The organism is Micromonospora sp. NPDC005254 (assembly GCF_042872525.1).
Taxonomy (GTDB): Bacteria; Actinomycetota; Actinomycetes; order Mycobacteriales; family Micromonosporaceae; genus Micromonospora.
On sequence record NZ_JBIAKM010000002.1, the window covers coordinates 98,011 to 119,873 of the forward strand.

General features: G+C 69.8%; 24 protein-coding genes. 17 read left to right on the plus strand and 7 right to left on the minus strand.

From position 1 onward, the window contains the following. Positions 1-42 precede the first annotated feature (42 nt). Complete coding sequence (locus tag ACFYPR_RS06030; RefSeq protein WP_387258795.1) at positions 43-465, plus strand: preprotein translocase subunit TatB; 423 nt, start codon at positions 43-45, stop codon at positions 463-465. 71 nt (positions 466-536) lie between these two features. Here the strand turns inward: ACFYPR_RS06030 and ACFYPR_RS06035 are convergent, their stop codons facing one another. The 3 genes from ACFYPR_RS06035 to ACFYPR_RS06045 form a co-directional block, all read right to left on the minus strand. Continuing rightward, positions 537-1,685 carry an Mrp/NBP35 family ATP-binding protein gene (locus ACFYPR_RS06035; RefSeq protein ID WP_355066724.1) on the minus strand — a complete coding sequence of 383 codons (1,149 nt, stop codon included), beginning with the start codon at positions 1,683-1,685 and terminating at the stop codon, positions 537-539. 87 nt (positions 1,686-1,772) lie between these two features. Beyond that, positions 1,773-2,399 (minus strand): DUF1003 domain-containing protein, encoded by a 627-nt coding sequence (locus ACFYPR_RS06040; protein WP_234584336.1) that lies wholly within the window; start codon positions 2,397-2,399, stop codon positions 1,773-1,775. Then, positions 2,392-3,678: a magnesium transporter MgtE N-terminal domain-containing protein gene (locus ACFYPR_RS06045; RefSeq protein WP_354855952.1), complete on the minus strand. Its 1,287-nt coding sequence runs from the start codon at positions 3,676-3,678 to the stop codon at positions 2,392-2,394. The genes ACFYPR_RS06040 and ACFYPR_RS06045 overlap by 8 nt, the downstream gene beginning before the upstream one ends. A gap of 33 nt (positions 3,679-3,711) precedes the next feature. On the opposite strand from ACFYPR_RS06045, the gene ACFYPR_RS06050 reads away from it, so the two are divergent. Together ACFYPR_RS06050 and ACFYPR_RS06055 are read left to right on the plus strand one after the other, a co-directional pair. Further along, positions 3,712-4,587 (plus strand): PhzF family phenazine biosynthesis protein, encoded by an 876-nt coding sequence (locus ACFYPR_RS06050; RefSeq protein ID WP_355066725.1) that lies wholly within the window; start codon positions 3,712-3,714, stop codon positions 4,585-4,587. Between the two features lie 12 nt (positions 4,588-4,599). After that, positions 4,600-5,130 (plus strand): hypothetical protein, encoded by a 531-nt coding sequence (locus ACFYPR_RS06055; RefSeq protein ID WP_354855950.1) that lies wholly within the window; start codon positions 4,600-4,602, stop codon positions 5,128-5,130. Positions 5,131-5,145: 15 nt separating this feature from the next. Here the strand turns inward: ACFYPR_RS06055 and ACFYPR_RS06060 are convergent, their stop codons facing one another. Further along, a complete protein-coding gene (locus ACFYPR_RS06060) occupies positions 5,146-5,871 on the minus strand; it encodes an HAD-IA family hydrolase (RefSeq protein WP_355066726.1) in 726 nt (241 codons plus the stop codon). A gap of 106 nt (positions 5,872-5,977) precedes the next feature. Here ACFYPR_RS06060 and ACFYPR_RS06065 point away from each other — a divergent pair, with 106 nt between their 5' ends. The 3 genes from ACFYPR_RS06065 to ACFYPR_RS06075 all read left to right on the plus strand — a co-directional run bounded on the left by ACFYPR_RS06065 (position 5,978) and on the right by ACFYPR_RS06075 (position 8,062). Continuing rightward, positions 5,978-6,919 (plus strand): DMT family transporter, encoded by a 942-nt coding sequence (locus ACFYPR_RS06065; protein ID WP_354855948.1) that lies wholly within the window; start codon positions 5,978-5,980, stop codon positions 6,917-6,919. Positions 6,920-7,016: 97 nt separating this feature from the next. Continuing rightward, complete coding sequence (locus ACFYPR_RS06070) at positions 7,017-7,331, plus strand: sigma factor (protein WP_387258798.1); 315 nt, start codon at positions 7,017-7,019, stop codon at positions 7,329-7,331. 587 nt (positions 7,332-7,918) lie between these two features. Next, entirely contained in the window at positions 7,919-8,062 is a 144-nt protein-coding gene (locus ACFYPR_RS06075) for a hypothetical protein (RefSeq protein ID WP_238432884.1), read from the plus strand. A 287-nt stretch (positions 8,063-8,349) separates the two neighbouring features. On the opposite strand, the gene ACFYPR_RS06080 is transcribed toward ACFYPR_RS06075, so the two are convergent. After that, positions 8,350-8,982: a 2'-5' RNA ligase family protein gene (locus tag ACFYPR_RS06080; protein WP_354855946.1), complete on the minus strand. Its 633-nt coding sequence runs from the start codon at positions 8,980-8,982 to the stop codon at positions 8,350-8,352. A gap of 14 nt (positions 8,983-8,996) precedes the next feature. Continuing rightward, on the minus strand, positions 8,997-10,466 hold the full coding sequence (locus tag ACFYPR_RS06085; RefSeq protein WP_387258801.1) for a helix-turn-helix domain-containing protein: 1,470 nt from the start codon (positions 10,464-10,466) through the stop codon (positions 8,997-8,999). A 366-nt stretch (positions 10,467-10,832) separates the two neighbouring features. Here ACFYPR_RS06085 and ACFYPR_RS06090 point away from each other — a divergent pair, with 366 nt between their 5' ends. From ACFYPR_RS06090 to ACFYPR_RS06140, 11 genes are all read left to right on the plus strand, one after another. Beyond that, entirely contained in the window at positions 10,833-12,239 is a 1,407-nt protein-coding gene (locus tag ACFYPR_RS06090) for an APC family permease (protein ID WP_387258803.1), read from the plus strand. Between the two features lie 5 nt (positions 12,240-12,244). After that, positions 12,245-13,249: an acetamidase/formamidase family protein gene (locus ACFYPR_RS06095; RefSeq protein ID WP_387258805.1), complete on the plus strand. Its 1,005-nt coding sequence runs from the start codon at positions 12,245-12,247 to the stop codon at positions 13,247-13,249. 9 nt (positions 13,250-13,258) lie between these two features. Next, entirely contained in the window at positions 13,259-13,939 is a 681-nt protein-coding gene (locus ACFYPR_RS06100) for a GPP34 family phosphoprotein (RefSeq protein ID WP_387258806.1), read from the plus strand. Between the two features lie 22 nt (positions 13,940-13,961). Then, entirely contained in the window at positions 13,962-14,615 is a 654-nt protein-coding gene (locus ACFYPR_RS06105; RefSeq protein WP_387258808.1) for an N-acetyltransferase, read from the plus strand. Positions 14,616-14,705: 90 nt separating this feature from the next. Next, the gene (locus tag ACFYPR_RS06110) at positions 14,706-15,218 is read left to right on the plus strand and encodes a DUF4254 domain-containing protein (protein ID WP_387258809.1); all 513 of its coding nucleotides are present in this window, start codon (positions 14,706-14,708) and stop codon (positions 15,216-15,218) included. Next, complete coding sequence (locus ACFYPR_RS06115; RefSeq protein WP_387258810.1) at positions 15,215-17,122, plus strand: hypothetical protein; 1,908 nt, start codon at positions 15,215-15,217, stop codon at positions 17,120-17,122. The genes ACFYPR_RS06110 and ACFYPR_RS06115 overlap by 4 nt, the downstream gene beginning before the upstream one ends. After that, positions 17,119-17,673, plus strand: a complete 555-nt coding sequence (locus ACFYPR_RS06120) for a phosphoribosyltransferase (protein ID WP_387258812.1) — start codon at positions 17,119-17,121, stop codon at positions 17,671-17,673. The genes ACFYPR_RS06115 and ACFYPR_RS06120 overlap by 4 nt, the downstream gene beginning before the upstream one ends. Continuing rightward, positions 17,670-18,746 (plus strand): glycosyltransferase family 9 protein, encoded by a 1,077-nt coding sequence (locus ACFYPR_RS06125; RefSeq protein WP_387258814.1) that lies wholly within the window; start codon positions 17,670-17,672, stop codon positions 18,744-18,746. Before ACFYPR_RS06120 ends, ACFYPR_RS06125 begins: the two co-directional genes overlap by 4 nt. Further along, positions 18,743-19,876: a hypothetical protein gene (locus tag ACFYPR_RS06130; RefSeq protein ID WP_387258816.1), complete on the plus strand. Its 1,134-nt coding sequence runs from the start codon at positions 18,743-18,745 to the stop codon at positions 19,874-19,876. Before ACFYPR_RS06125 ends, ACFYPR_RS06130 begins: the two co-directional genes overlap by 4 nt. Further along, the gene (locus tag ACFYPR_RS06135) at positions 19,873-20,619 is read left to right on the plus strand and encodes an SDR family NAD(P)-dependent oxidoreductase (protein ID WP_387258818.1); all 747 of its coding nucleotides are present in this window, start codon (positions 19,873-19,875) and stop codon (positions 20,617-20,619) included. The genes ACFYPR_RS06130 and ACFYPR_RS06135 overlap by 4 nt, the downstream gene beginning before the upstream one ends. Further along, complete coding sequence (locus tag ACFYPR_RS06140) at positions 20,616-21,203, plus strand: histidine phosphatase family protein (protein WP_387258819.1); 588 nt, start codon at positions 20,616-20,618, stop codon at positions 21,201-21,203. The genes ACFYPR_RS06135 and ACFYPR_RS06140 overlap by 4 nt, the downstream gene beginning before the upstream one ends. Here ACFYPR_RS06140 and ACFYPR_RS06145 read toward each other — a convergent pair. Beyond that, positions 21,186-21,632 carry an NUDIX domain-containing protein gene (locus tag ACFYPR_RS06145; RefSeq protein ID WP_387258821.1) on the minus strand — a complete coding sequence of 149 codons (447 nt, stop codon included), beginning with the start codon at positions 21,630-21,632 and terminating at the stop codon, positions 21,186-21,188. The genes ACFYPR_RS06140 and ACFYPR_RS06145 overlap by 18 nt on opposite strands. Between the last annotated feature and the right edge of the window lie 231 nt (positions 21,633-21,863).

Below are 21,863 nucleotides of genomic sequence, written 5' to 3' on the forward strand. Positions count from 1 at the left end.
CGTGCGTAGTCTTGCTGCTGACGCCGAGAGGAGGCCCGCGGGATGTTCGAGAACCTGAACATGTGGGAAGTCGGGGCGCTGCTGCTCCTGGCGCTGTTGATCTTTGGTGACCGGCTGCCTGCCGTGATCAACGACGGCCTGCGGATGGTGCGCAATCTGCGCAACATGGCCCGCAACGCCACCGGCGACCTCAGTCGCGAGCTGGGCACCGACATCCAGCTCGAGGATCTGCACCCGAAGGCCTTCATCCGCAAGCACCTCCTCAGCGAGGAGGACGAGGCGGCGATCCGCAAGCCCATGCAGGGCGTCTACGACAACCTGCGCGCGGACGTCAGCGGCGTGCACGACGAGCTGAAGGACGTGGCCAACGCCGCGGACCCGCGGTCGAACGGTTCCCGGTCCGGCACGGCCACCGGCGCCTCGCCGGCGCCGGCCCCCCGGGTCAGCTACGACGACGCCACCTGACCGACCCGGTACGGAGACGAGCGCGCCCCGCAGGCCCGAGTGGCCGGCGGGGCGTCGTCGATCCGGGGGACTCAGCGCCCGGCGGGCTTGAGGCCGAGCGGCTTGCCGAGCAGCGACTCGCGGCGCAGCGCGAGCCGGTCGGCGATCGTGCCGAGCGCCTGCGCGGCCGGGGACTCCGGCTCGGCCAGCACGATCGGGGTGCCGGCGTCGCCGGCCTCGCGGACCCGGGTGTCCAGCGGGATCTGACCGAGCAGCGGCACCTGGGCGCCGATGGTCCGGCTCAGCGACTCGGCGACAGCCGTGCCACCGCCGGCGCCGAAGATCTCCATCCGGGAGCCGTCCGGCAGCTCCAGCCAGGACATGTTCTCGATGACACCGACCACCCGCTGGTGGGTCTGCAGGGCGATCGCACCCGCCCGCTCCGCCACCTCGGCGGCGGCGGTCTGCGGGGTGGTCACGATCAGGATCTCCGAGTTGGGCAGCAACTGGGCCAGCGAGATGGCCACGTCGCCGGTGCCCGGGGGCAGGTCGAGCAAAAGCACGTCCAGGTCGCCCCAGTAGACGTCGGCCAGGAACTGCTGCAACGCCCGGTGCAGCATCGGGCCGCGCCACACCACGGCCGCGTTGCCCGAGGTGAACATGCCGATCGAGATGACCTTCACGCCGTGCGACTGCGGCGGCATGATCATGTCTTCGACGCGGGTCGGTCGGCCGTCCGCGCCGAGCATCCGGGGCACCGAGTGGCCGTAGATGTCCGCGTCGACCACGCCCACGGAGAGCCCACGGGCGGCGAGCGCCGCCGCCAGGTTGACCGTCACGCTGGACTTGCCGACACCACCCTTGCCGCTGGCCACCGCGTACACCCGGGTGCGCGAGCCGGGCTGGGCGAACGGGATCACCGGCTCCTCGCTGGCGCCACCGCCGCGCAGCTGCGACTGCAGCGACTGCCGCTGCTCGGGGCTCATCACACCGAAGTCGATCTCCACGCCGGTCACGCTGGGCACCGCCGCGACGGCAGCGGTGATGTCCGTGCGCAGCTTGTCCTTGAGCGGGCAGCCGGCGACGGTGAGCAGCAGCTCGACGCGTACGACGCCGTCGGCGCCGACCGTGGCGGAGCGGACCATGCCCAGCTCGGTGATGGGCCGGCGGATCTCCGGGTCGTTGACGGTGGCCAGGGCGGCCTGGATCGCGTCCTCGACCGTGCTCACGGGTGCTGACATGCCCGCAATGCTACGTCGCGGGGCATCCGATCCGACCGCTGGCCGACAGTGGTGTGAGCCAAACGATGAGCGAACCCGAACCGCTGATCAGCGGTCGGGCCGGGCGTCGCGGGCGAAGTCCCCGTCCAGGTCGTCGCGCGGCTCGTCCAGACCCAGGCCGTCGGTCGCCCGCTGCGCGCGCCGCTCCTGCTGGCTGTCCTTCTCCTGCTGCCGGCGCTCCAGGCGTTGCCGGCGCTGCCCCGCCTCGTCCAGCTCCTCGGCCAGCCGGGTCAGCTCGGAACGGAGGAAGTCGCGGGTGGCCACCTCGCCGAGGGCGATCCGCAGCGCGGCGATCTCCCGTGCCAGGTACTCGGTGTCCGCCTTCTGGGCGGTGGCCCGCCGCCGGTCCTCCTCCAGCGCCAACCGGTCCCGGTCGGCCTGCCGGTTCTGGGCCAGCAGGATCAGCGGCGCGGCGTAGCTGGCCTGCAACGACAACACAAGCGTGAGAAACGTGAAGGTGTATGGGTCGAAGCGCAGCTCGGCCGGGGCGAGGGTGTTCCAGCCGAACCAGATCGCGATCACCACGGTCATGACGACGATGAAGTTCGCGGTGCCCATGCCCCGGGCGATGCCCTCCGACCAGCGACCGAACGCCTCCGCGTCGAACCGGGGGAGTTTGATGCCCCGGGGCTCGCGGGGCTGGTCGAGCCGCTCCGTGCGCCGCTGCTCAGCCACCGTCGCCGTCCAGCGCCGCGTCGGAGGTGCCCGGGGCGGCCAGGGCGTCCCGGTCGCGCCAGTCCCGGGGCAGCGAGTGGTCCAGTACGTCGTCGACCGTCACGGCGCCGACCAGCCGGTTGCTGCGGTCGATCACCGGCATGGCGACCAGGTCGTAGGTGGCCATCCGGCGGGTGATCTCCGGTAGTGGGGTGGTGGGACGCAGCGGGTCGATGTCGTTGACCACCACCTTGCCCAGCAGGTCGGCCGGCGGTTCACGCAGCAACGCCTGGAAGTGCACCATGCCCAGGTAGCGGCCGGTCGGGGTGTTCTGCGGGGCCCGGGTCACGAAGACCTGGGCGGCGACGGCGGGGGAGAGCTGCGGTTCCCGGATCCGCGCCAGCGCCTCGGCGACGGTGGCGTCCGGCGGCAGGATGACCGGCTCCGAGGTCATCACGCTGCCCGCCGTGCCCGGGGTGTACTTGAGCAGCTGCCGTACCGGGTCGGCCTCGTCCGGCTCCATCAGGTCCAGCAGCACGTCCTGCTCCGGTGGGGGCAGCTCGTTGAGTAGGTCCGCCGCGTCGTCCGGGTCCATCTCCTCCAGCACGTCCGCGGCCCGTTCCCGGTCCAGCGCGGCGAGGATCTCGACCTGGTCGTGCTCCGGCAGCTCGCTGAGCACGTCGGCCAGCCGCTCGTCGTTCAACGCCGCCGCGACCTCGTTGCGCCGCGCGTCGGGCAGGTCCTGTAGCGCGTTGGCCAGGTCGGCCGGGCGCATGTCCTCCAGGACGGCGAGCAGGTTCGCCGTACCCCGGTTGTCGGCGATGCCGCTGAGCCCGCGCACCCGGTCCCACTCGACCTGGTGCAGGTGGCCGCGGCGGGTGAGCCGGCCGGTCTGCTCGCGGACCGCGACCCGGCTGAGCGACCATTCGCCGCCGCGCGTGCACTCCATCGCGACGTCCACCACCGAGCCGGGCTGGCCGCCCGGTTCGAGCTGTACGCGCCGGTCCAGCAGCTCCTGGAGCACCAGCAGCTCGTTCGGGCGCTTCTCGAAGCGCCGCAGGTTGAGAGTGCCGGAGCCGAGGACCACCGCGTCCGCGTCGATCGAGGTGATGCGGTTGATGGACAGGAAGATCCGTCGGCGCATCGGCATCTCGGCGACCAGACCCACCACCTCGGGGGGCCGCTTGGTCGCCCGCAGCCGTGCCACGGCGTCACGGACCCGCCCCACCTGGTCGCCGTTCGGATCGAAGACGGCGACTCCGGCGAGGCGGGCGATGTAGACCCGGGTCGGCGTGCTCACGGGCACCAGCCTAAGCGCCTAGTGTTTATCAACATGTCGACCCTGGCCTACGAGATCGTGGACGTCTTCACCGACCGCCCGTTCGCCGGCAACCCGCTGGCCGTGGTGTTCGGCGCGGAGGCATTGGCCACCGAGCAGATGCAGGCGCTCGCGCTGGAGTTCAACCTCTCCGAGACGGTGTTCGTGCTGCCACCGACCCAGGTGGGGGCCACCTACCGGGCCCGCATCTTCACTCCGGCCGAAGAGTTGCCGTTCGCCGGGCACCCGAGTGTCGGCGCGGCGGTCACCGCGAGTCGGCGCGGAATGTTCGGTGTGGGGCAGGTCACCCAGGAGTGCGGCGCGGGTGTGCTGCCGGTCGAGGTGACCGCGACCGGGGCGACGCTCACCGGAGGCAGCCCCACCCTCGGCCCCGAGCTGGACCCGGAGCCGTTGCTGGAGATCGCCGGGCTGGTCGCGGACGACCATGACCATGCCGGGCCCGCCCCTCGGGTGGCCGGTTGCGGGCTGGAGTTTCCCTACCTGCCGGTCCGTCCGGATGCGGTGGCCAGGGCGCGGGTGAACCCGGCGGCAGCGGAACGGTACGGGGTGGCGCACGTCAGCGTCTTCTCCTGGGACGCCGGCACGCAAACCGCACACGCCCGGGTCTTCGTGCCGGGGCTCGGCGTTCCGGAGGACCCGGCGACCGGCTCGGCGGCGCTCGGGCTCGGAGTCTGGCTGGTGGCGACCGGCCTGCTGCCGGGCGAGGGTCTGGCGCACTACGCGGTGCGCCAGGGCATCGAGATGAACCGCCCATCCGCGCTGGCCTGCACGGTGACCGCGGCGAACGGTGTGGCCGTCGGCGCGACAGTCGCCGGTCAGGTGATGCCGGTGGCCCGGGGCGAGATCGCCGTGCCGCCGTTCGTGGGCTGAGTGACGGTGCCGATGCGGGAGAATGCGGGTGTGACGGACGAGGATGCCTCCGGTGGCACGCCGCTGGTCGACGAGGCGATGAAGAAGGCCGCGGTGGCCTGGGTCAGCGTGTCCGGTGGCCCGGCGCTCGCGCTCTGGTGCGCGCCGCTGGAGGGCGCGCTCTTCGTGGTGAGCGGGCCGGGCGAGCAGGCCGCGCCGGGGCTGGCCGACGCGACCGAGGCGCAGGTCACCCTGCGCGGCGACCACGGAGGACGGATCGTCACCTGGCCGGCCCGGGTGACCCGGCTGGCACCGGGCACCGACGCGTGGGACACCACCGCGCCGCTGGTGGCGGCCAAGCGCCTGAACGCGCCCGGCCCGACCGCCGATCTGGTGGCCCGCTGGGCCGCCGAGGGTTGCGCGGTGAACCGACTCGTCCAGGCCGGCGAGCCGCTGACCGGCGCCGGCCTGCCGTCCGACGCGCAGGCCGAGCAGCCTCGGGAGACTCCGGCGGTCCGCGCCACCCGCAAGCCGTTCCGCCTGCACCGGGTCCGCCGCCGCTGACCGCCGCCCGGCCGGTCAGCCCGTCGGACCACCCACCCCGACGGCAGCGACCCCCACGGCGGTGCCCGCGAGGTCGAGCACCTCGCGCAGGGTGCCGAGCGTGCGGCCGCGCCATTCCCGGTCCGCGTTGAACACCATGTGCTCGGCCAGGTCGGGCGCGGCCAGCCGCACGGCGGTCATCCCGGCCCGTTCGGCGCCGGTCAGCTCCTGGCTGCCGCCGTCGCCGACGTACAGGCACTCGTCCGGCGCGAGCCCGAGCCGACGGCACGCGGTCAGGTAGAGCGCCGCGTCCGGCTTGCAGCGTCCGACCTGCACGGAGAAGACCCGCACGTCGAGCAGGGGCGCGATCGCGAGCTGCGGCAGGAAGGCCGGCAGTTCGTGCGTACAGTCGCTGACCACGCCGGTGCGCAGGCCGCGCTGGCGCAGCGCCGCCAGGACGGGCACCGCGTCGGCCCGCAGCCGGGTGTCCGCGCGGATCGCCCGGTGCCGGGACGCCACCGCCGCCCGCAGCGCACGGTCACTGGGGTGTACGCCGGCCTGGGCGCACACCCACCGCAGGGTCGCCTCCGCGTTGCCGAGTCGGCCGCTGGCCCGTTCGTAGTAGGTGCGGTCCAGCACCTCGGTCAACGTGTCGGTGGGGCAGCCGAGCAGTTCCGCGGTGCCGAGGTGCGCGGCACCGCGCTGTACCGAACGGGTCAGGGTGCCGAAGAAGTCGAACAGCACCGCCTGGTAGCTGGACATGGGGGAACGCCTCCGGGCGGTCGAGGTTCGCCGGCGCGGAACCGCGTGATCGTAACGGAGTGATGACCCTCGGTGCTGACCGTCATACGTGTGAGGATTACGTCCCGTGCCCCCACCTTCACATCGGCCGACCCTGGATCCGCTGACCACCGGCGCGGTCGGGCTGGCCGTGGTCGCCGTGTCGTCGTCCGCGCCACTGATCGCGTACGCCGCCGCTCCCGCGTTGGCCATCGCGTTCTGGCGCAACCTGCTCGCGGTGGCCGTGCTGAGCCCCTTCTCGCTGGCCCGGCGGCGCGCCGAGTTCCGCAGGCTGACCGTGGGCGCGGGCCGGCGGGAGGGACTGTTCTGCGTACTGTCCGGGGTCGCGTTGGCCGGGCACTTCGCGACCTGGGTGCCGAGCGCCCAGCTCACCTCGGTCGCCACGTCCACCGCCCTGGTCGCCACCCAGCCGGTCTGGCAGGGGCTGATCGCCCGCGCCCAGGGGCGTCCGCTGCCCCGGGTGGTCTGGATCGGCATCGCGGTGGCGGTCGGCGGCGCGGCGGTCGCCACCGGGGTGGACGTGGGCGTCTCCGGCCGGGCCGTCCTCGGCGACGTGTTGGCGTTGGTCGGCGCCCTGTTCGCCGCTGTCTACACCGCCTTCGGCGAGCGCGCGCGGACCAGCATCAGCACCACCACCTACACCACCATCTGCTACGGGATCTGCGCGCTGATCCTGCTGGCCATCTGCCTGGTCGGCGGCGTCCGGCTGACCGGGTTCGACGGGCGTACGTGGTTGGCCATCCTGGCCCTGGTGGCCGGCGCCCAACTGCTCGGGCACTCGATGTTCAACTACGCCCTGCAGAAGATCCCGGCGACCACGGTGAGCGTGCTGATCCTGCTGGAGGCGCCCGGCGCGGCCCTGCTCGGATGGGCCTGGCTGGGTCAACTGCCCCGCCCGTACGCGCTGCTCGGGATGGCGCTGCTGCTGGTCGGGGTCGCGGTGGTGCTCGGCGGCCGGCGCAGCGAACCCACCGCGCTGCCGGCCGACCCGACACCGCTGGCCGACTGATCCCCGACACCGTGCCGCGACGACGTGAGGAACATGGACACGGGTTCCCTCCGCGGCGGGGTCGCCCGGCGTCTGTCCGGGTGAGGAGGGCGATCCGTTGACGACTGAGGACCGCGCCCGGGACGGCTTCGCCGACTTCGTCCGGGCCGAGACCGCCGGGCTGACCCGGTTCGCATACCTGCTGACCGGTGACCGGCACCATGCGGAGGACCTGGTCCAGGTGGCGCTGGCTCGCGTCGCAGTGCGCTGGGAGCGGATCGAGGATCCGCCCGCCTATCTGCGCCGGGTGCTCTGCACCCAGGCCGCCAGTTGGTGGCGCTGGCGGCGGGCCCGTCCGGCGGAGCGGCTGGGCGGGGCGCGACGCCGACCACGACGACGAATACCCCACCCACGACCAGCCCGCCCCGGATGAGCGGTCCGCCTGATGAGTGGAAGCGGGACACGTGGCGTGTGCGGCGGCCTGAAGGCCGCACACGCCACCGAACCCCGCCCGCACGCGCAAACTCCCCGCCGGGCGGTGCCGTCGCCCACCGTGAGGGCATGCACCGAGGCGACCGGAGCGGACTGCGCGCGTCGGACGGGAGCTGTCAGAGTCTGTCTGCCGCGCCGTGCGGCGCAGCGTTCGCGCTCGCACTCACACCAGCGGCCCGCCGCTATGAGTCGCGGTGAGTGGCGAACATCTTCACTTCCGTGGCCACCAGAGGTACCGTCCGCAGCCCTTCACACACGTCGGAGCCGCCGCCGACTCCGGCCGACGGAATCCCGCGATCGATTCCCAGCGAGTCCTACAGCCAAAACGAAGGAGATGCCCATGGCCCCACACGTTGACCTCACGCCACGAGCCGTCCTGGGAGGGACATGGCCACACGCCGTGACCAGAGATCACGTGCGAACACACGCCACCCGTCGCCGCCGACCCCGCCCACGCGGACAGCCGACGGCAAGGCCCCGACCGCGAACCCCGACTCCGAACCTGCCGTTCTCCCGGGGACGCTGTCGATGGCCCGCTACCTGACCGATCCCGACACCGAAACCGAGATTCAAGCACTGGCCGCCGAAGCCGGCCTTCCCACCGTCGACCAAGCCGCCACTCTCGCCCGCCTGCTGCGCCTGCACCAACCCGCACCGCCACGCGCCGCGTGAGCTGCGCCCGCCCCTACGGGGGCGGGCGCAGCTCGCCTCACCCCGAACGCTGGTCCCGTCCACATCGCGCGGCAGAGGGCGACCCCCGCGTCGCGGCCACACCACTATGCGAGTCCCGGACGCCCCACGCCGACGCGGGAACGCCTACCACCTGTCGCCCAAGCTGCGTGACCAGAAGACCGCGCCGAAGCAAGTCTTCGGCCGGCCCCGCCCCGGCTGCAACATCGTCAACCTCCACACTGCCAGCGGCGACCAGCTAGCGCGGCAGGGGGCGCTGGAGATCGGCCTCAGGATCCAAGATCGATGGTCGCGTACGGCTCCCACACGTACATCCCCTCGTCGCGGTTGAGGACGATGAGCTGACAGGAGTTGATCATTGCGTTCGCGCTGAGGTTCGGAGCGGAGGAGAGAGCCTCGATGAGCGGTGCCGCAGGGCCGTCGGTGTTGGTGTAGGCCAGGCTGAGGTGAGGGTTGTAAGGCTCGGCCGGCTCGGGTACTCGATCTTGTCCCCAGACGTCCGCGATGGCGGTGCGGATGGCGGCGCGTAGCTGCCGCACGGGCTCGACCGGGTCGACGGCGATCTGGATGGACTCGGGATCGATGTGGGGGGTGCCGATGGTGAGCTTGAAGGGTGCCAGACGCGCGCAGCGGTTCTTGGCGGCAGCCACGATGGCGTCGACGTCGTCGATAGCGACGTCTTGAACGAAGCCGATGCCCTGCATGGTGAGGTGCAGCCATTGGTTCGGGATGACATCAAGGCTGGGCTGCGAGGACAGCAGGGACCGGTACTGGTCGGCGAGTTCTTCGACCTCGGGCTGCCCGTCGAAGGTGATGTGCCAGGTGTAGAAGCGGGAGCCGATTCCCCAACCGGGTCGCCAGTACCAGTGGTTGCGGACGTCGGTGGCGTGCGGGACTGCCATGGGTTCTCCAGGTATCACGGAAGTTGGCGGGCGGCGCCGGTGGCGCAGAACTCGGTGATGGCTGCTTGGACACTGCGGGCCTCGATGCTCGTGCGCAGCGACGGGTCGCCGGCGAGACTTCGGCCGACGCCGCGCAGGCGGTGCACCAGCGGGTCGAGTCGCTGTTCGGGTGGCAGAGCGAGCACCGGAGACAGGACCGACACCGCGCCGTCGAGGCTGCCGGCTTTGAGGTGCGCTGCGGCGGCCCAGATGCGGATTTGCGCCAGTGTGCCGTACGCGACCGAGGGATCGGCGGCGGCTTCCGTGAGGGCGTGCTGGGCGTGCTCGATGGCGTTGGCGGCATCGCCGATGCGAAGCAGCACTGAACCGGCGTAGTTGTGTTGGCGCACCGTGCCGCAAGCTAGGAGGCCACCTACCGGGTCGCGGCTGGCATGTTGGCGGGCCTCCTCAGCCCGTTGCAGTGCCGCTCGGGCCGGCTCGGCAGCGCCGATCTCCGCCCACGCGTCGGCTTCCTGGCAAGCCAGCATGACCGCCGCGCTTCCCTCGGCGGCGTGGCCTAAGCCGCGTACGGCGGCGTTGGCCGCGTCCTCGAACCGCTGCTCCCACAGGTGAATCTTGCTGATCGTCGACAGGACCCAGGCGCGGAGCGTGTTGTCGCGGACGGTTTCAGCGCACATCCAGGCGGTGCGGGCCTGGGACTCGGCAGCGGCTGGGTGACCGAGGTCGCCGGCCATCCAGGCGAGCAATGTGCACAGGTAACCCGCCCAGGTGTAGAGCTCCCGAGTCTGGTCGGGATCCTGACGCCCGGTCTGCAAGAGGCGAAACACGCGATCCGCCAGGAGACCCGCTCGGGCGTAGACGATGACTGGTGGCTCATTCAGATAGTCGACAGCGATTCTGCGGGTGGAAGCGGCGACATCGTCAAGGGTGAAGGGCCCGACGTTGGAGGCTTGCGCCCATTCTCCGAAGCTGGCCGTACGTTCTGACACTGCTATCACCAATTCCGTCTCGTCCTGCAGAGCGCCGAGGTCCCACCGCAGAGGCTCAGTCATCGCGCCACGTGGTGCTGAGGCTGCGACGGATCGATTGGGCATCGGGGCGGCGTTCCGGCCGCTCAGAACCTCTCGGTCCGCGTCCGGCATAGCGGCCAAGTCGTCGAGGTCGACCAGACAGCTCGGTTCGGTCCCGAAGACATAGGCCAGGGCGTTCAAGGCGGCCAAGGTGGGTCGACGACCGCCGAAGGGCCACCGCTCGTAATCGCTGATCCGTGCCCCGGTGAACGTCGCCGAACCGGTTCCATTGGTGTTCAGCTTCTCTGCCACCGCGTCCTGGGTCCAACCGTGAGCCTGTCGAAAGGCATCCCGAGGACGCAGTCCAAAGCGTCGCTGCAGCTCGGCCGCGATGGCGGTCGGCGTCGCGCCGAATCCGGCCAGTGTCTGGCGGACGTGATCGCGCTGTGCCTTGGTGCCAGTCGTCCTCGCCATCGTCGGACACCTCCTCCGTGTGGCCTCCCGTCGCACGGTATCGCCGCTCTGGCCAGGTCCGGTACGGGTCCTGGCGAGGCCAACGGCCCTCGGCTGGGTAGATCCACCTCAGTTGATCAATATTCGTGCAGTTCACAGGCGCGGCCGGGTGGGGGAAATTCTCGCCACTCGTGGGGATCCATCTGCGTGGATGCGCTTGGCAAGCTTGCCGCACCGGATCACCGTCGGTCCGGACGTAGCCACCACCGGTGACTACATCAAGTCGCTGCCAAGCACCGTCAATCGGAGCGCCGCTGCCGTCAGGTTTCTCTCGGCCACCCGACAGACGTCTCCCCGCTCGTGCTTCTCACCCTCGTGAGGATCCTCATGACAGTTTCGAATGATCTGACCCGCTACGGCTATCGACAGGAACTCAGCCGCCAGCTCCGATCGCGGGACCTGGTGGCGTACGGACTGGTGTACATGGTGCCGATCGCGCCGATGGCGATCTTCGGCAGCGTGTACGCCGGCTCCGGGGGCATGGTCGCTCTTGCGTACGCGGTGGGTGTGGTGGCGTTGGTGTTCACCGCCTTCTCCTACGCACAGATGGTGAAGGCGTTCCCGATGTCGGGCAGCGTCTACAACTACGCCGGCCGGGGCATCAGCCCACCGCTGGGTTTCCTGGCCGGCTGGGTGATCCTGCTCGACTACGTGCTCGTGCCGGGACTGCTGTACCTCGTGGCGTCGGTGGCGATGCACGCCACCGTGCCGGCGGTGCCGGTGTGGGTCTGGCTGCTCGGGTTCGTCGCGGTCAACACGATTATCAACTCGGTCGGGATCCGGCTGACCGCGATGGTGACCCGGGTGATGCTGGTCGGCGAGTTGATCGTCCTGGCGGTCTTCCTCGCTGTCGCCGGCTGGGCTCTTGCCTCCGGCAAGGGCCGGTTCAGCTGGGACGCCTTCTACAACTCCGACACCTTTACCTGGTCTCTCGTCGCGGGGGCGGTGTCGATCGCGGTGCTGTCGTTCCTCGGCTTCGACGGCATCAGCATGCTGGCCGAGGAGGCCAAGGGCGGGTCCCGGCAGGTGGGTCGTGCGATGGCCGGCGTCCTGATCCTGGCCGGGGTGCTGTTCATCGCGCAGACCTGGCTCGCGGCGATGCTCGTCCCCGCCCCCGACGCGCTGCTAGCTGAGGGCGATGTGAACGGCACTGCCTTCTATGACGCCGCGGCCGTGGCCGGTGGAGGGTGGCTGGCCACCTTGTGTGCTGTTGCGACGGCGGTCGCGTGGGGGTTGCCAAACTCGATGGTCGCTCAGGTCGCCACGTCCAGGCTGTTGTACGCGATGGCCCGCGACCGACAACTCCCGGCCTTTCTGGCGAGGGTGTCGGTGCGCCGCAGCGTGCCGATCAACGCCACTCTGCTGACCGGCGCCGTTTCCCTCGCCCTCGGTCTGTACCTGGCGACCCGGGCGGACGGGATCACGCTGCTGTCGTCGCTGATCAACTTCGGGGCGATGGTCGCCTTCCTCGTCCTGCACGTCTCCGTGGTCGTGCACCATCTGATCCGCCAGCGCAGCGGCAACTGGTGGGCGCACCTGGTCATGCCCGGTATCGGGTTCGCCATCTTGGCGTACGTGGTGGTGAACGCCAACATCGCCGCCCAGCGTCTCGGCTTGGCCTGGCTCGCCCTCGGCGTGCTGGTCCTCGCCGGCCTCTACCTGACCGGTCGGCGGCCCGTGCTGTCCGGCATGGCAGCCACTGAGGCCGCCGGGCGCGACATGGCGCGGGTGTGATCGCGATGGACCAGTTCACCTACCGGCCCGCCCGCGACGAGCTGGCCTACACCTTCGGCGGGCGTCTCCCGGTCGCGCACGTCCACTCCGGGGACATCCTGCAGGTGCACACCGAGGACTGCTTCGGCGGCCTCGTACGGGGACCTGCGGACCTGCCATCGCAGGTGTGCCGCATGCCGTACCTGAACCCGGTGTCGGGGCCGTTCTTCGTCGAGGATGCCGAACCCGGCGACACCCTCGCCGTGCACATCGCCTCCATCGTCCCCGCGAGGGACTGGGGCGTGTCGGCGACGTTCCCCTACTTCGGGGCGCTGACCTCGACTTCGCACACGGCCACCCTGCAACCGCCGCTGGATGAGCGGGTGTGGGTGTACGACATCGACCGTGCTGCGGGGGTGGTCCGCTATCACGCCACCGAGAGCGAGCACACTGTCGACCTGCCGCTGGATCCAATGATCGGCACCATCGGCGTCGCCCCAGGTGGCATGGAGTCCCGGTCCACGATCGTCCCCGACTACTACGGCGGGAACCTCGACACCCCCGAACTCCGTGCCGGCACCACCCTGTACCTCGGGGTCAACGTGCACGGCGCGATGCTGGCCCTCGGCGACGGACACGCCCGACAGGGCCAGGGAGAGGCGTGCGGCGTCGGCGTGGAGATCGCCACCATGACGACCCTGGCGGTCGAGGTCATCAAAGGCGCCGACACCGCCTGGCCACGCCTGGAAACGGACACAGCGATCATGTCGGTCGGCTGCGCAAGGCCCCTGGAGGACGCCTACCGCATCGCCCACCAGGACCTCACCGCCTGGACCGTCGACCTGTGCGGCCTACAGACCCTGGACGCCTACCAACTCATCTCCCAAGCCGGGCGGGCACCCATCGGCAACGTCTGCGACCCCAACTACACCGTCCTCGCCGCCGTCGACAAGGCCCTGATTCCGCAATCGCTGCCCGCCTACCGCGACGCACACGCCCGGCTGCGGAACCTTGCCGGCGCTCGGGAGTAGGGACATCTGATGACCGCCTCGATACCCCAACTGCCGCTGCGGGATGAGCTGTTCCTACTCGGACACCACGACGACACCGGCCAACCCCACCTCCACCGCCAAGCGCTGGCCCTGGGCATGGCCGGCGGCGTCCTGATCGACCTGTTCCTCGCCGGGCGTATCACCCTCGATTCCTACGTCTACCGCCCGGCTGCGGACCGGTGGCTACGCCTCAACTCCGAGCAGCCGGTCGGCGACCTGATCGCCGACACCGCCCTCGCCGCGATCCACTACTCGCGCGCCACCCCGACCATGCAGGCGTTCCTGCGCAGCTTCGCCGACGACCTGTACGAGCGCACCCGCGCCGGACTCGTCGCCGCCGGGATCCTGCGCCACACCGCCCGCCGCCGCCTCGGCGGCCTGGTCCGCGCCGATGCCTACCTCGCCACCGACACCAAGTGGGCCGTCGTCGCCCGCTCCCGGCTGCGCTACCTCGCCGCCGGCCGCGAACCTCCCGACAACCACACCGCCGCCCTCGCCGGACTCGTCGCCGTCCTCGGCCTGGCCGACCACCTCTACCTCGACGACGACACCACCACAGTGACCGCGCACCTGAAGACCATCGCCGCCCAACACCACCGACCCATCCGGGAAATCACCGCCGCCGTCGACGCAGCAGTCGGTGACCTCGCCACCGCCACCTACCGATGACCGCCGAGGAGACAACACCACCGTGGACCCCAGCCTTCGTATCCGTGCCGCCCGCTGGCCAGACAGGCAGACCGTCGCCGCACTGATCGCCGACGCCCTACACCCCAGCCCGCTCGCCGCCTGGCTGGTGCCGGACCCGGCGCAGCGCCGCCAAGTGCTGACCGACGTCCTGGCGGTATGGGTGGAGCACGCGATGTTCTTCGGCGATGTACACCTCGCCGACGACCTCACCGCCGCCATCGTCGGCTTTCACCGCTACCGGCCGATCCCGCCGCCGGCCAACTACACGACCCGCCTCGTGAAGGCCGCCGGATCACATGCTGACCGCTTCATCGCCCTTGAGGGCCTACTCGCGCAGCAGCAGCCCACCGAGCCGCACTACCACTTGGCGTTCCTCGCCGCATCTCCAACCCATCAGCAGACCGGTCGCGGCGGTGCCCTGCTGGCTCACCACCGCGCCCGCCTCGACCGCATCGGCCTGCCGTCCTGGACCGCCGTCACCGCAGACGCGGAGCACCTGCTCACCCGCTACGGGTACACGCCCCGCCCGCCCCTCACCGTGCCGGACGGGCCGAGCCTGCGCCCCATGCGCCGGAACCTTCACCACGCCAGCAGCCCGACGCCGATCAATCCCACGCGACCGGTGGGCAACCGCTGGCAAGACCAGCACGCCTAACCCGTCCACCCCTCAACGGACAAAGGCTCAACCATGTCCCTCCATTCCGTCGGTGACTTACCAAGCGCCCCTGACCAGCAGTGTTGTCCAATGCTGCCCGGCTCAGACCTGATCATCAGTACGTTCGACGGCCGCCCAGAGGTTCCGCCAAAGGTTTGGGCGGTACCCCTTCATGTGGCATCCCGGCTCGCCTCGCACCATCGCGAACAATGGGCGGCGGAGACGATCTCCCGCGACCCATCCGCTGACGATCACGCAGTGGCTGACGCCAAAAGGTCGATCGACCGCCTCAACGCCACCCGCATCGCTCTCATTGGTGAGATCGACTCATGGGTCGAGCAGGTGATCCAGCCTCCAAGCGGGGCACCGTTGCACACCGAGACGATCGGCTCCGTGATCGACCGCCTGGCCATCGCCTGGGTTCGGTGGAGGAGATTCTCGGAGACCGCTCACCTGGGCCTGCGCGACGTCGATCCTCCGCTGGCGCTCCATCAGTTCACCGAACTCACCGAGGCCTTCGACACCCTTGTGCTCGACATCCATGAAGGCCGCCGCCGAGTTCCTCACTGGCGCACGCTGAAGAGCTATCGGGAGCCGCGATGAGGATCGCCGTCACCCTCAACGGCGCCGACAACGTCGGCAAAACCACGAACGCTCGCTGGTTGGCCTCGGCGCTGCCGGACGTCGAGTTCACCGGGACAGTCGATCGGTGGGACCGGCGATGGGCCGAGGTGTCCCGACGAGACTTCAGTCAGTGGTGGTTCGTCGACAGCACCACCGACGAACACATCGACCTCGTGTTCAGCTCCCACGCCGCGCGGAGCGCCGGTGGTGGTCCCTTGGCGTTGGAGGACCGCGGCTGGCCGATGCTTGTGGCGACCTGCGCGGCGACAGCGGCCGTCAAGGACGGCATATCCACCGCCGAGGCGCTCGCGCTAGTCGAGACCAAAGCGCGTCGCTACGCCCCTACACCCCGCCGCGAGCTGCACCTGCTGCTGCGCCACAGCGACCAGGCGGTAGCCGAGGCGCACCACGCCGTGGCGCGTGAGCCTGTGCCGGCCACCGAGCGTTACGTCGAGTATCAGCGGCGGCTGGCCGAGGCGATCGATCTTCAAGTCTATGCCGGGGAGTACCAGGCCATCGTGGTGCGCGGGGACCGCCCGCTCCTTGATGTGCAGCGTGAGGTCCGCGAGGCCGTAGCGCAACTCGACGTGCCCGTCGCCCCGCTCCCACCGGACCGGATCGAGCACCTATGGGTGCTCGCTGGCATGTCCGAGAGCGGCAAGAGCACGGTCGGCGAGTTGCTCCGCACGGAGCACACGGCCACCCGCCTGAAGATCGGCTACCTCATGCAGCTCGCCGCCGATCGGCTCGGGGTGGCCGATCCGTATCGCGAATGGGACGAGCTGACCCAGGCGCAGATGCTCACAGAAGAGATCCTGCGGTTCGCCGCGCTGAACCCAGGCTCGCACCGGATCAGCCTGGAGAGCGCCCACCGCTTCGACGCCACAGCACACCTCCGCAGAATCTGGGGCGAGCGCTGCGAGATTGTGTTCCTCCGCCTCCCGGACGGGCTTCGCGCGCAGCGCGCCACCGAGACCATGGAGTCGCTCTCCGCCCGCGACGCGATCAAGCAAAGCCGGGGCGGAGACCGCATCGCGTCGATCGCCGACACGGTCATCGATAACGGCCGCAGCCTGGCCGCGCTGAAGAGGGCGGTCACGGAAGTTGTTCACCGCAGGTCCGGGGCCCGGGTTCCACCACACGTCGACACGGCCATCCCTGAGGCTCTGCAACCGGTACTCGCGGACTGCGTCGCCAGACTGACCGATTCTGAGACCACGCTCGTCGCCGCCACCGGGAGCCTCGCCCATCAGGGCTGGCAATCGGGATGGAGCGACATCGACCTCCTTGTCGTACGCGACACGCTGCCATTGCACTGGCTCCAGACCAGGCGTGTACCCCAGAGCGGACCGGCGGGGGAGAAGATCGCGCTGTCGTCGTTCACCACCCGGGAAATGCTCACCGGGTCGGTCCCACCCCGAGTACTACACGCGCTGCGACAGATAGCCCACGACGGCCGCGGCCTGCTCTACCGCCGAAGCGACCTCGTACTCAACGCCTTCGACGCACCAACCGACGACCGCGCCTCACGCGGTGAACTGCCGCTCGTGGCGATGGTACTGCGGCGACTCGCCGCGAACCCCGAACCCGATGTCCGCGCTGTCTACAAGCACATCGTGCTGATCATGAAGATCATCCTGCGCGCCGACGGGCTGGACCTCGACGGCAGCGAGGAGGTCCGCCTCGCCTTCACCACCAGCCATCCGGACGCCGATGTCGACCTCCCGGCAGTGGCCGAGGTCAGCGGCGACCGGTGGCGACAGGACGAAACCCTCTCCTATCGGGTCCGTGGAGCCGCCGCCAAAATCCTCGCCTACCACGACGTGCTCGGCTGCTCGGTCGCGCCCAACACGCCCCAGACGGAAGGATCAGATCTTCAATGACCACCGCCTTCGACAAGGTTCTGCACGCCGAGCGAGTGACCCGGCTCGGGGTGGGAGACACCACTCGTCCGGTCCGCGTCGTCCACGGTCTCGATGGCATCCGCACCGACGTGGCCGCGGAACAGGTACTGGCGACGGGGCGAAGCCTGTGGGGGCGATGGTGCGAACACCCGGCGTACCGGCCGCACGATCTTCTCCTGGGCCTCGACGCCGGCGGCATCGTGCCGACGATCGCGGTGGCCTGGGCCAGCGGTAGCCAGTATCGGCTCGCCTGGAAAGTCAACCTCGACCTACCCGGGAAGCTCGTGTTCCACGAGCCCCATGCCCGGCGTCTTGAGGTCTTCGCCTACGGCGACTTCGAAGGACTGCGCGTCCTCATCGTGGACGACGAGATCACGACCGGACTCACTCTGGCCAACCTCGTCGAGGCGCTTCGCGCGGCCGGCGCCGACATCACTGGCGCGCTCTGCCTCGTCGAAGACACCGCTGGCGAGGGCCGACAGCTACTCGAGCGCAACGGGGTCCCGCTGTGCGTACTGACCACGCTGTGACCCTCGTCGAGGGACCGGTGCGCCACCGCGGCGGGCGGTACCTCGTCCGACGTGAACAGGCACCGCTCGGCCGGCTCCTGCCGTATCGCCGGGCCAACGGAGAGATCCCATCCCGGCGGGCACTCCTCGACGCGGTTCGTGAGAACGGGTGGCGCGTCGACTTCGGCTCTCGCGGACTCGGCGACCTGCTGCTCGGCCTCGCCATGGCACAGGCGCTTCACGACGCCACCCACGATCAGTTCGAAACCCTGGAGTACGCGGGCAGCCGGGCGGATCTGATCGCCCGGTGCACCCTTCCTGTCATGGTCGCGTACCGCGACGGGCACAAGTTGGGTACGCGCGGCAGCGACAACGCCTTGGAGTTCGACGCGGTGCCGGAATCGCCTCCAACACTGCTCGACCTCGTCGACGCCGACATGGTCGAGGTCCATGCCGCGCTGCCGATGCGCTACTACCTCGACATCGAGCAAGCCCTCGGCGTCAGGCTCCCCGCATCCGACGACCCATGCCCCAGGTTCCGGTCGACCGTCACAGCGCCACAGCCACTGCACGTGGTCTTCGTGGCCACGACAAGTCGCCCCGACCGCAAGGACTACGGCATCGATAACTTCAGCGCCGTCGCCGAACACCTGACGACCCGCCACTCGGGCGCCTGGCGCTTCAGCCTGGTGACACCACCGGGCCACCAACCTCCGGCACCCGTAGGGCAGATTGAGGTACTTCACGGACCAACGGCGGTCGACTGCATTGACCTCTTCGCCACCGCCGAGCTGGTCATCGGCAACGACACCGGCCTGACCCATCTCGCCGCGCTCACCATCCGACCGAACGGCACCCAGCCGCACGTGGTCGGCCTCTACGGACGACACGGCTACGCCAAGTGGATCACCGGATCGCCACACCACCACGCGGTGGCCACCCCGTTCTCGCACCTGATGTCGCTCGCCGACGCGTGTCCCGTGCGGGACCGCTACGACGACACCGTCTGGTCCACCGCGAGCGACCTTCGGGCCATTCCCGCCAAGGACATTGCCGACTTCGCGGGGCAGTGCGCCGGGTGGTGGCAACGATGATCCGGGTCGCCCGCTACCGCCGCTTCACCATGAACCGCACGTTCCACCTCGACATCGGCTCACACCGCCTCTTCGCCAAGGTGAACCCGAACCCGGTGGAGGCCGCCGCCGAAGCCGCCGGATACCAACGAATCCGCCACCACTACCGGGTACCAGGGCTGCATTCCCAACACCGCATCGGGCACTGGACCCTCACCCTCTACGACCGCCACCAACCAGATCTTCCGGACACCGGCCTGCTCCTCGACGCTCTCACATCGACCGACGCAGACAGCACGGCCAACCTCGGTCGCGGGCTAGACGCGATCTTCCAGCACTACCGCCGAACCATCGACGCGACAATCTGCCGCGTCCCCGCCTCGCGCACCAACGGCAAGCTCTACCGCGACCGGGTCCAGCCCCGCGGCAGGCTGGACCATTACTACGGCCACGACCCGATCGTGCTCAAACTGGCCGACGCCGACGGTCTCCGACCCACCGAGCTGCGAGAGACCACCCTCATGGTCAACGGACAGCCCCGACGGCTCGACTTTCCTGCCCTTGTCAGCGAGCTACGCGACGCCTTCCACCCCGACGAGCAGGTCTGGTCCGCGATAACCCAGGGCGACCCCACCGACTTCAACATCGGCCTCGACGCCGACAGCAGGCCCGTCTGGTTCGACTACGACACCGCAGGCCTCAACGCCCTGCCCGGCGAGATCGCCTGCTTCCTCTGGTACCAGAGACTTCACGGCGCCTGGCTCGTCCCGCACTACAACACCGCCGCCTACGCCGACCACGCGATGGCGCTCGCCGAAGCTGTCGAACCCACCGTACGGCTCAAGAGACTCTCCCACCGATCGGTCGGCATCGACTACCAGCACCAACCATCGCCGGCCCGGCAGCAAGCCATCACCCGATACCTCACGACGCTCGCCCGGCCGCTCGCACTCTCCGCCGCCACCGACCTACTCACCTGGATACGCCCATACATCGCCATGCGGATCCTCGCGGTCTACCCACTACAGCTCCTGGAACCCCGCGACGCCGCTCTGTCGCTGGGCCTGCTCGCCGACCTCTACGCACCCGACGCCGACCTGGAACAGATCCTCGGACTCACCACTCGTGCACCGACGGAGCCGCCCTCATGAGCCGCTCCATCGCCGTCATCACCGGAGCAGGCACCGGCATCGGAGCGGCCATCGCCACCCGGCTGTCCGCCGACTTCGACCTCGTCCTCACCCACCTCCAAGACGACGCCGACCTCGCTGCGGTCGTCGAGGCCGCCCGCCGCCACGGCGCCCAGACCCACACCGTCACCGGTGATCTGACCGCCGCTGACACCCAGACCGCACTCCGCGCTGCGATCGAGCAACACGCCACCCGGCTCGCGGCCCTGATCAGCAACGCCGGCGCGTACCCCCGCATCCCGTGGAGCCAGACGGACCCCGACGCCCTTCGCGACCAGCTCGAACTCAACCTCGTCACGCACGCCGCTGTCATCCGCGCCGTCACGCCGGCATTCATCGATAACAACTACGGGCGTATCGTCGCGGTCTCCTCAGTCATGACCCAGCTCGGACGCGTCGACCTCGCCGGCTACATCGCCGCGAAAAGCGGCCTGGAGGGACTCGTCCGCGCGCTCGCCCGCGAACTCGGACCCCACGACATCACCGTCAACACCGTGCGGCCCGGCTCGATCGAGGTCCCCGCAGAGCACAGCGTCGTACCCGACCACGACGCCATGGTTCGACGCCAGCTCGACCGACAGTGCATCAGGCGACGAGGCCAACCCTCAGACGTCGCCGCCGCCATCGCCTTCCTGACCACCGCGGAAGCGGGGTTCATCACCGGCCAAGCGATCAACGTCGACGGCGGCTGGCACCTGTCATGACCACCCTCTGGATCCGCCACGGAAGCAGCCTCGACGGAATCACCCGACCCCACGCCCATGCCCGACCCGACACGCCGCTCTCCGCGCGCGGGGCAGCACAGATTGCCGCCACCGCCCACACACTTCGTGACCGCCGTGTTCGGCCTGCGATCGTGTTGACCAGCCCGCATCCGCGCGCCGCCACAAGCGCGGAGATCCTGTCTGCTCTGCTCGGCGTGCCGCTCGCCGCTCCCAACCCGCTGTACGCCGAGTGGCGTGCTCCAGACTGCGTCCTCGGCAAAGGACCTGACGAGTACCCAGCTGAGTACCAGACCTGGCGCTCGGACCGACTCCGCGACCCGGACTCGGCCCTGGCCGGGGGCGAGAGCCTTACAGCGCTTTACAAACGGGCGATGGCAGCCGCGACTGTCCTCGGACCTCCGGTCGAAGAAAACACCAGCTTGATCGTCTCGCATCGAGTGCTCATCGGTGCCGTCGCGGCAATCGCCGCTGGCGCGAGTTGCCCCCAGGACGTGTTCCAAGCCGCGCGCCGGTTCACGCTCGCACCGGCAGGGATCTGGCCCGATTCAGGTCAACTCCGATAGCAACGCGTCAGTGTTCGCGAGGATGAACTCTTTCAGGGCCTCAGGCTTCAGATCCACCTCAGGAAGGCGGTCGACAGCTACTCGGTCGAGAACGTAGCCACCCCGGCCCGGATCAGTGAACTCAGGACCCGTGCGAGCACTCTCGTCTACCTGGGTGAGCCGGCAGGAGACGAAGTGCTGTACGGACACCCCATCCCCTGACGGCGAGCTGAACAAGAACACCTGGCTGAGCCGCTCTGCCTCCGCGCCTAACTCCTCCCGCAGCTCACGTCGCAGGGCTGCATCGAGGGATGCGTCCGTCGGCTCAAGGCCGCCACCGGGCGCAGTCCAGTAAGGGGCTTGGCCGGGCTTCGTCCTCTTGATCAACACGAGCTGATCGCGGTCGTCCCACAGGATCGCCCGCACAGACCGACGCATGACCTCACGCATGTAGACCCCATAGCAGTTACGAGAACCGGGCGAATCGAAGTTACCGCGAAGATTGTCGCACCTCGCTTTGAGCGGCGAACCTGCCGCTCGGTCTTGCTGCAGCACGCCTCACGGGTCAGGCCGTACTTCAGCCCTGTCACGATCGGAGCGTGCGCGGACGATCTGAACCTTCCACCACGCCCACTCCAAGATCCGGTCTGCGGTGTGCAGGAGGCCGTCGATAGGTTTCGC

Bases quoted from the DNA above. Each gene is read 5' to 3' on its own strand.
- ACFYPR_RS06030 (WP_387258795.1), top strand. From the start codon at position 43: ATGTTCGAGAACCTGAACATGTGGGAAGTCGGGGCGCTGCTGCTCCTG.
- ACFYPR_RS06035 (WP_355066724.1), bottom strand. From the start codon at position 1,685: ATGTCAGCACCCGTGAGCACGGTCGAGGACGCGATCCAGGCCGCCCTG.
- ACFYPR_RS06050 (WP_355066725.1), top strand. From the start codon at position 3,712: ATGTCGACCCTGGCCTACGAGATCGTGGACGTCTTCACCGACCGCCCG.
- ACFYPR_RS06055 (WP_354855950.1), top strand. From the start codon at position 4,600: ATGCGGGAGAATGCGGGTGTGACGGACGAGGATGCCTCCGGTGGCACG.
- ACFYPR_RS06060 (WP_355066726.1), bottom strand. From the start codon at position 5,871: ATGTCCAGCTACCAGGCGGTGCTGTTCGACTTCTTCGGCACCCTGACC.
- ACFYPR_RS06075 (WP_238432884.1), top strand. From the start codon at position 7,919: ATGGCCCGCTACCTGACCGATCCCGACACCGAAACCGAGATTCAAGCA.
- ACFYPR_RS06080 (WP_354855946.1), bottom strand. From the start codon at position 8,982: ATGGCAGTCCCGCACGCCACCGACGTCCGCAACCACTGGTACTGGCGA.
- ACFYPR_RS06085 (WP_387258801.1), bottom strand. From the start codon at position 10,466: ATGGCGAGGACGACTGGCACCAAGGCACAGCGCGATCACGTCCGCCAG.
- ACFYPR_RS06090 (WP_387258803.1), top strand. From the start codon at position 10,833: ATGACAGTTTCGAATGATCTGACCCGCTACGGCTATCGACAGGAACTC.
- ACFYPR_RS06095 (WP_387258805.1), top strand. From the start codon at position 12,245: ATGGACCAGTTCACCTACCGGCCCGCCCGCGACGAGCTGGCCTACACC.
- ACFYPR_RS06100 (WP_387258806.1), top strand. From the start codon at position 13,259: ATGACCGCCTCGATACCCCAACTGCCGCTGCGGGATGAGCTGTTCCTA.
- ACFYPR_RS06110 (WP_387258809.1), top strand. From the start codon at position 14,706: ATGCTGCCCGGCTCAGACCTGATCATCAGTACGTTCGACGGCCGCCCA.
- ACFYPR_RS06115 (WP_387258810.1), top strand. From the start codon at position 15,215: ATGAGGATCGCCGTCACCCTCAACGGCGCCGACAACGTCGGCAAAACC.
- ACFYPR_RS06120 (WP_387258812.1), top strand. From the start codon at position 17,119: ATGACCACCGCCTTCGACAAGGTTCTGCACGCCGAGCGAGTGACCCGG.
- ACFYPR_RS06130 (WP_387258816.1), top strand. From the start codon at position 18,743: ATGATCCGGGTCGCCCGCTACCGCCGCTTCACCATGAACCGCACGTTC.
- ACFYPR_RS06135 (WP_387258818.1), top strand. From the start codon at position 19,873: ATGAGCCGCTCCATCGCCGTCATCACCGGAGCAGGCACCGGCATCGGA.
- ACFYPR_RS06140 (WP_387258819.1), top strand. From the start codon at position 20,616: ATGACCACCCTCTGGATCCGCCACGGAAGCAGCCTCGACGGAATCACC.
- ACFYPR_RS06145 (WP_387258821.1), bottom strand. From the start codon at position 21,632: ATGCGTGAGGTCATGCGTCGGTCTGTGCGGGCGATCCTGTGGGACGAC.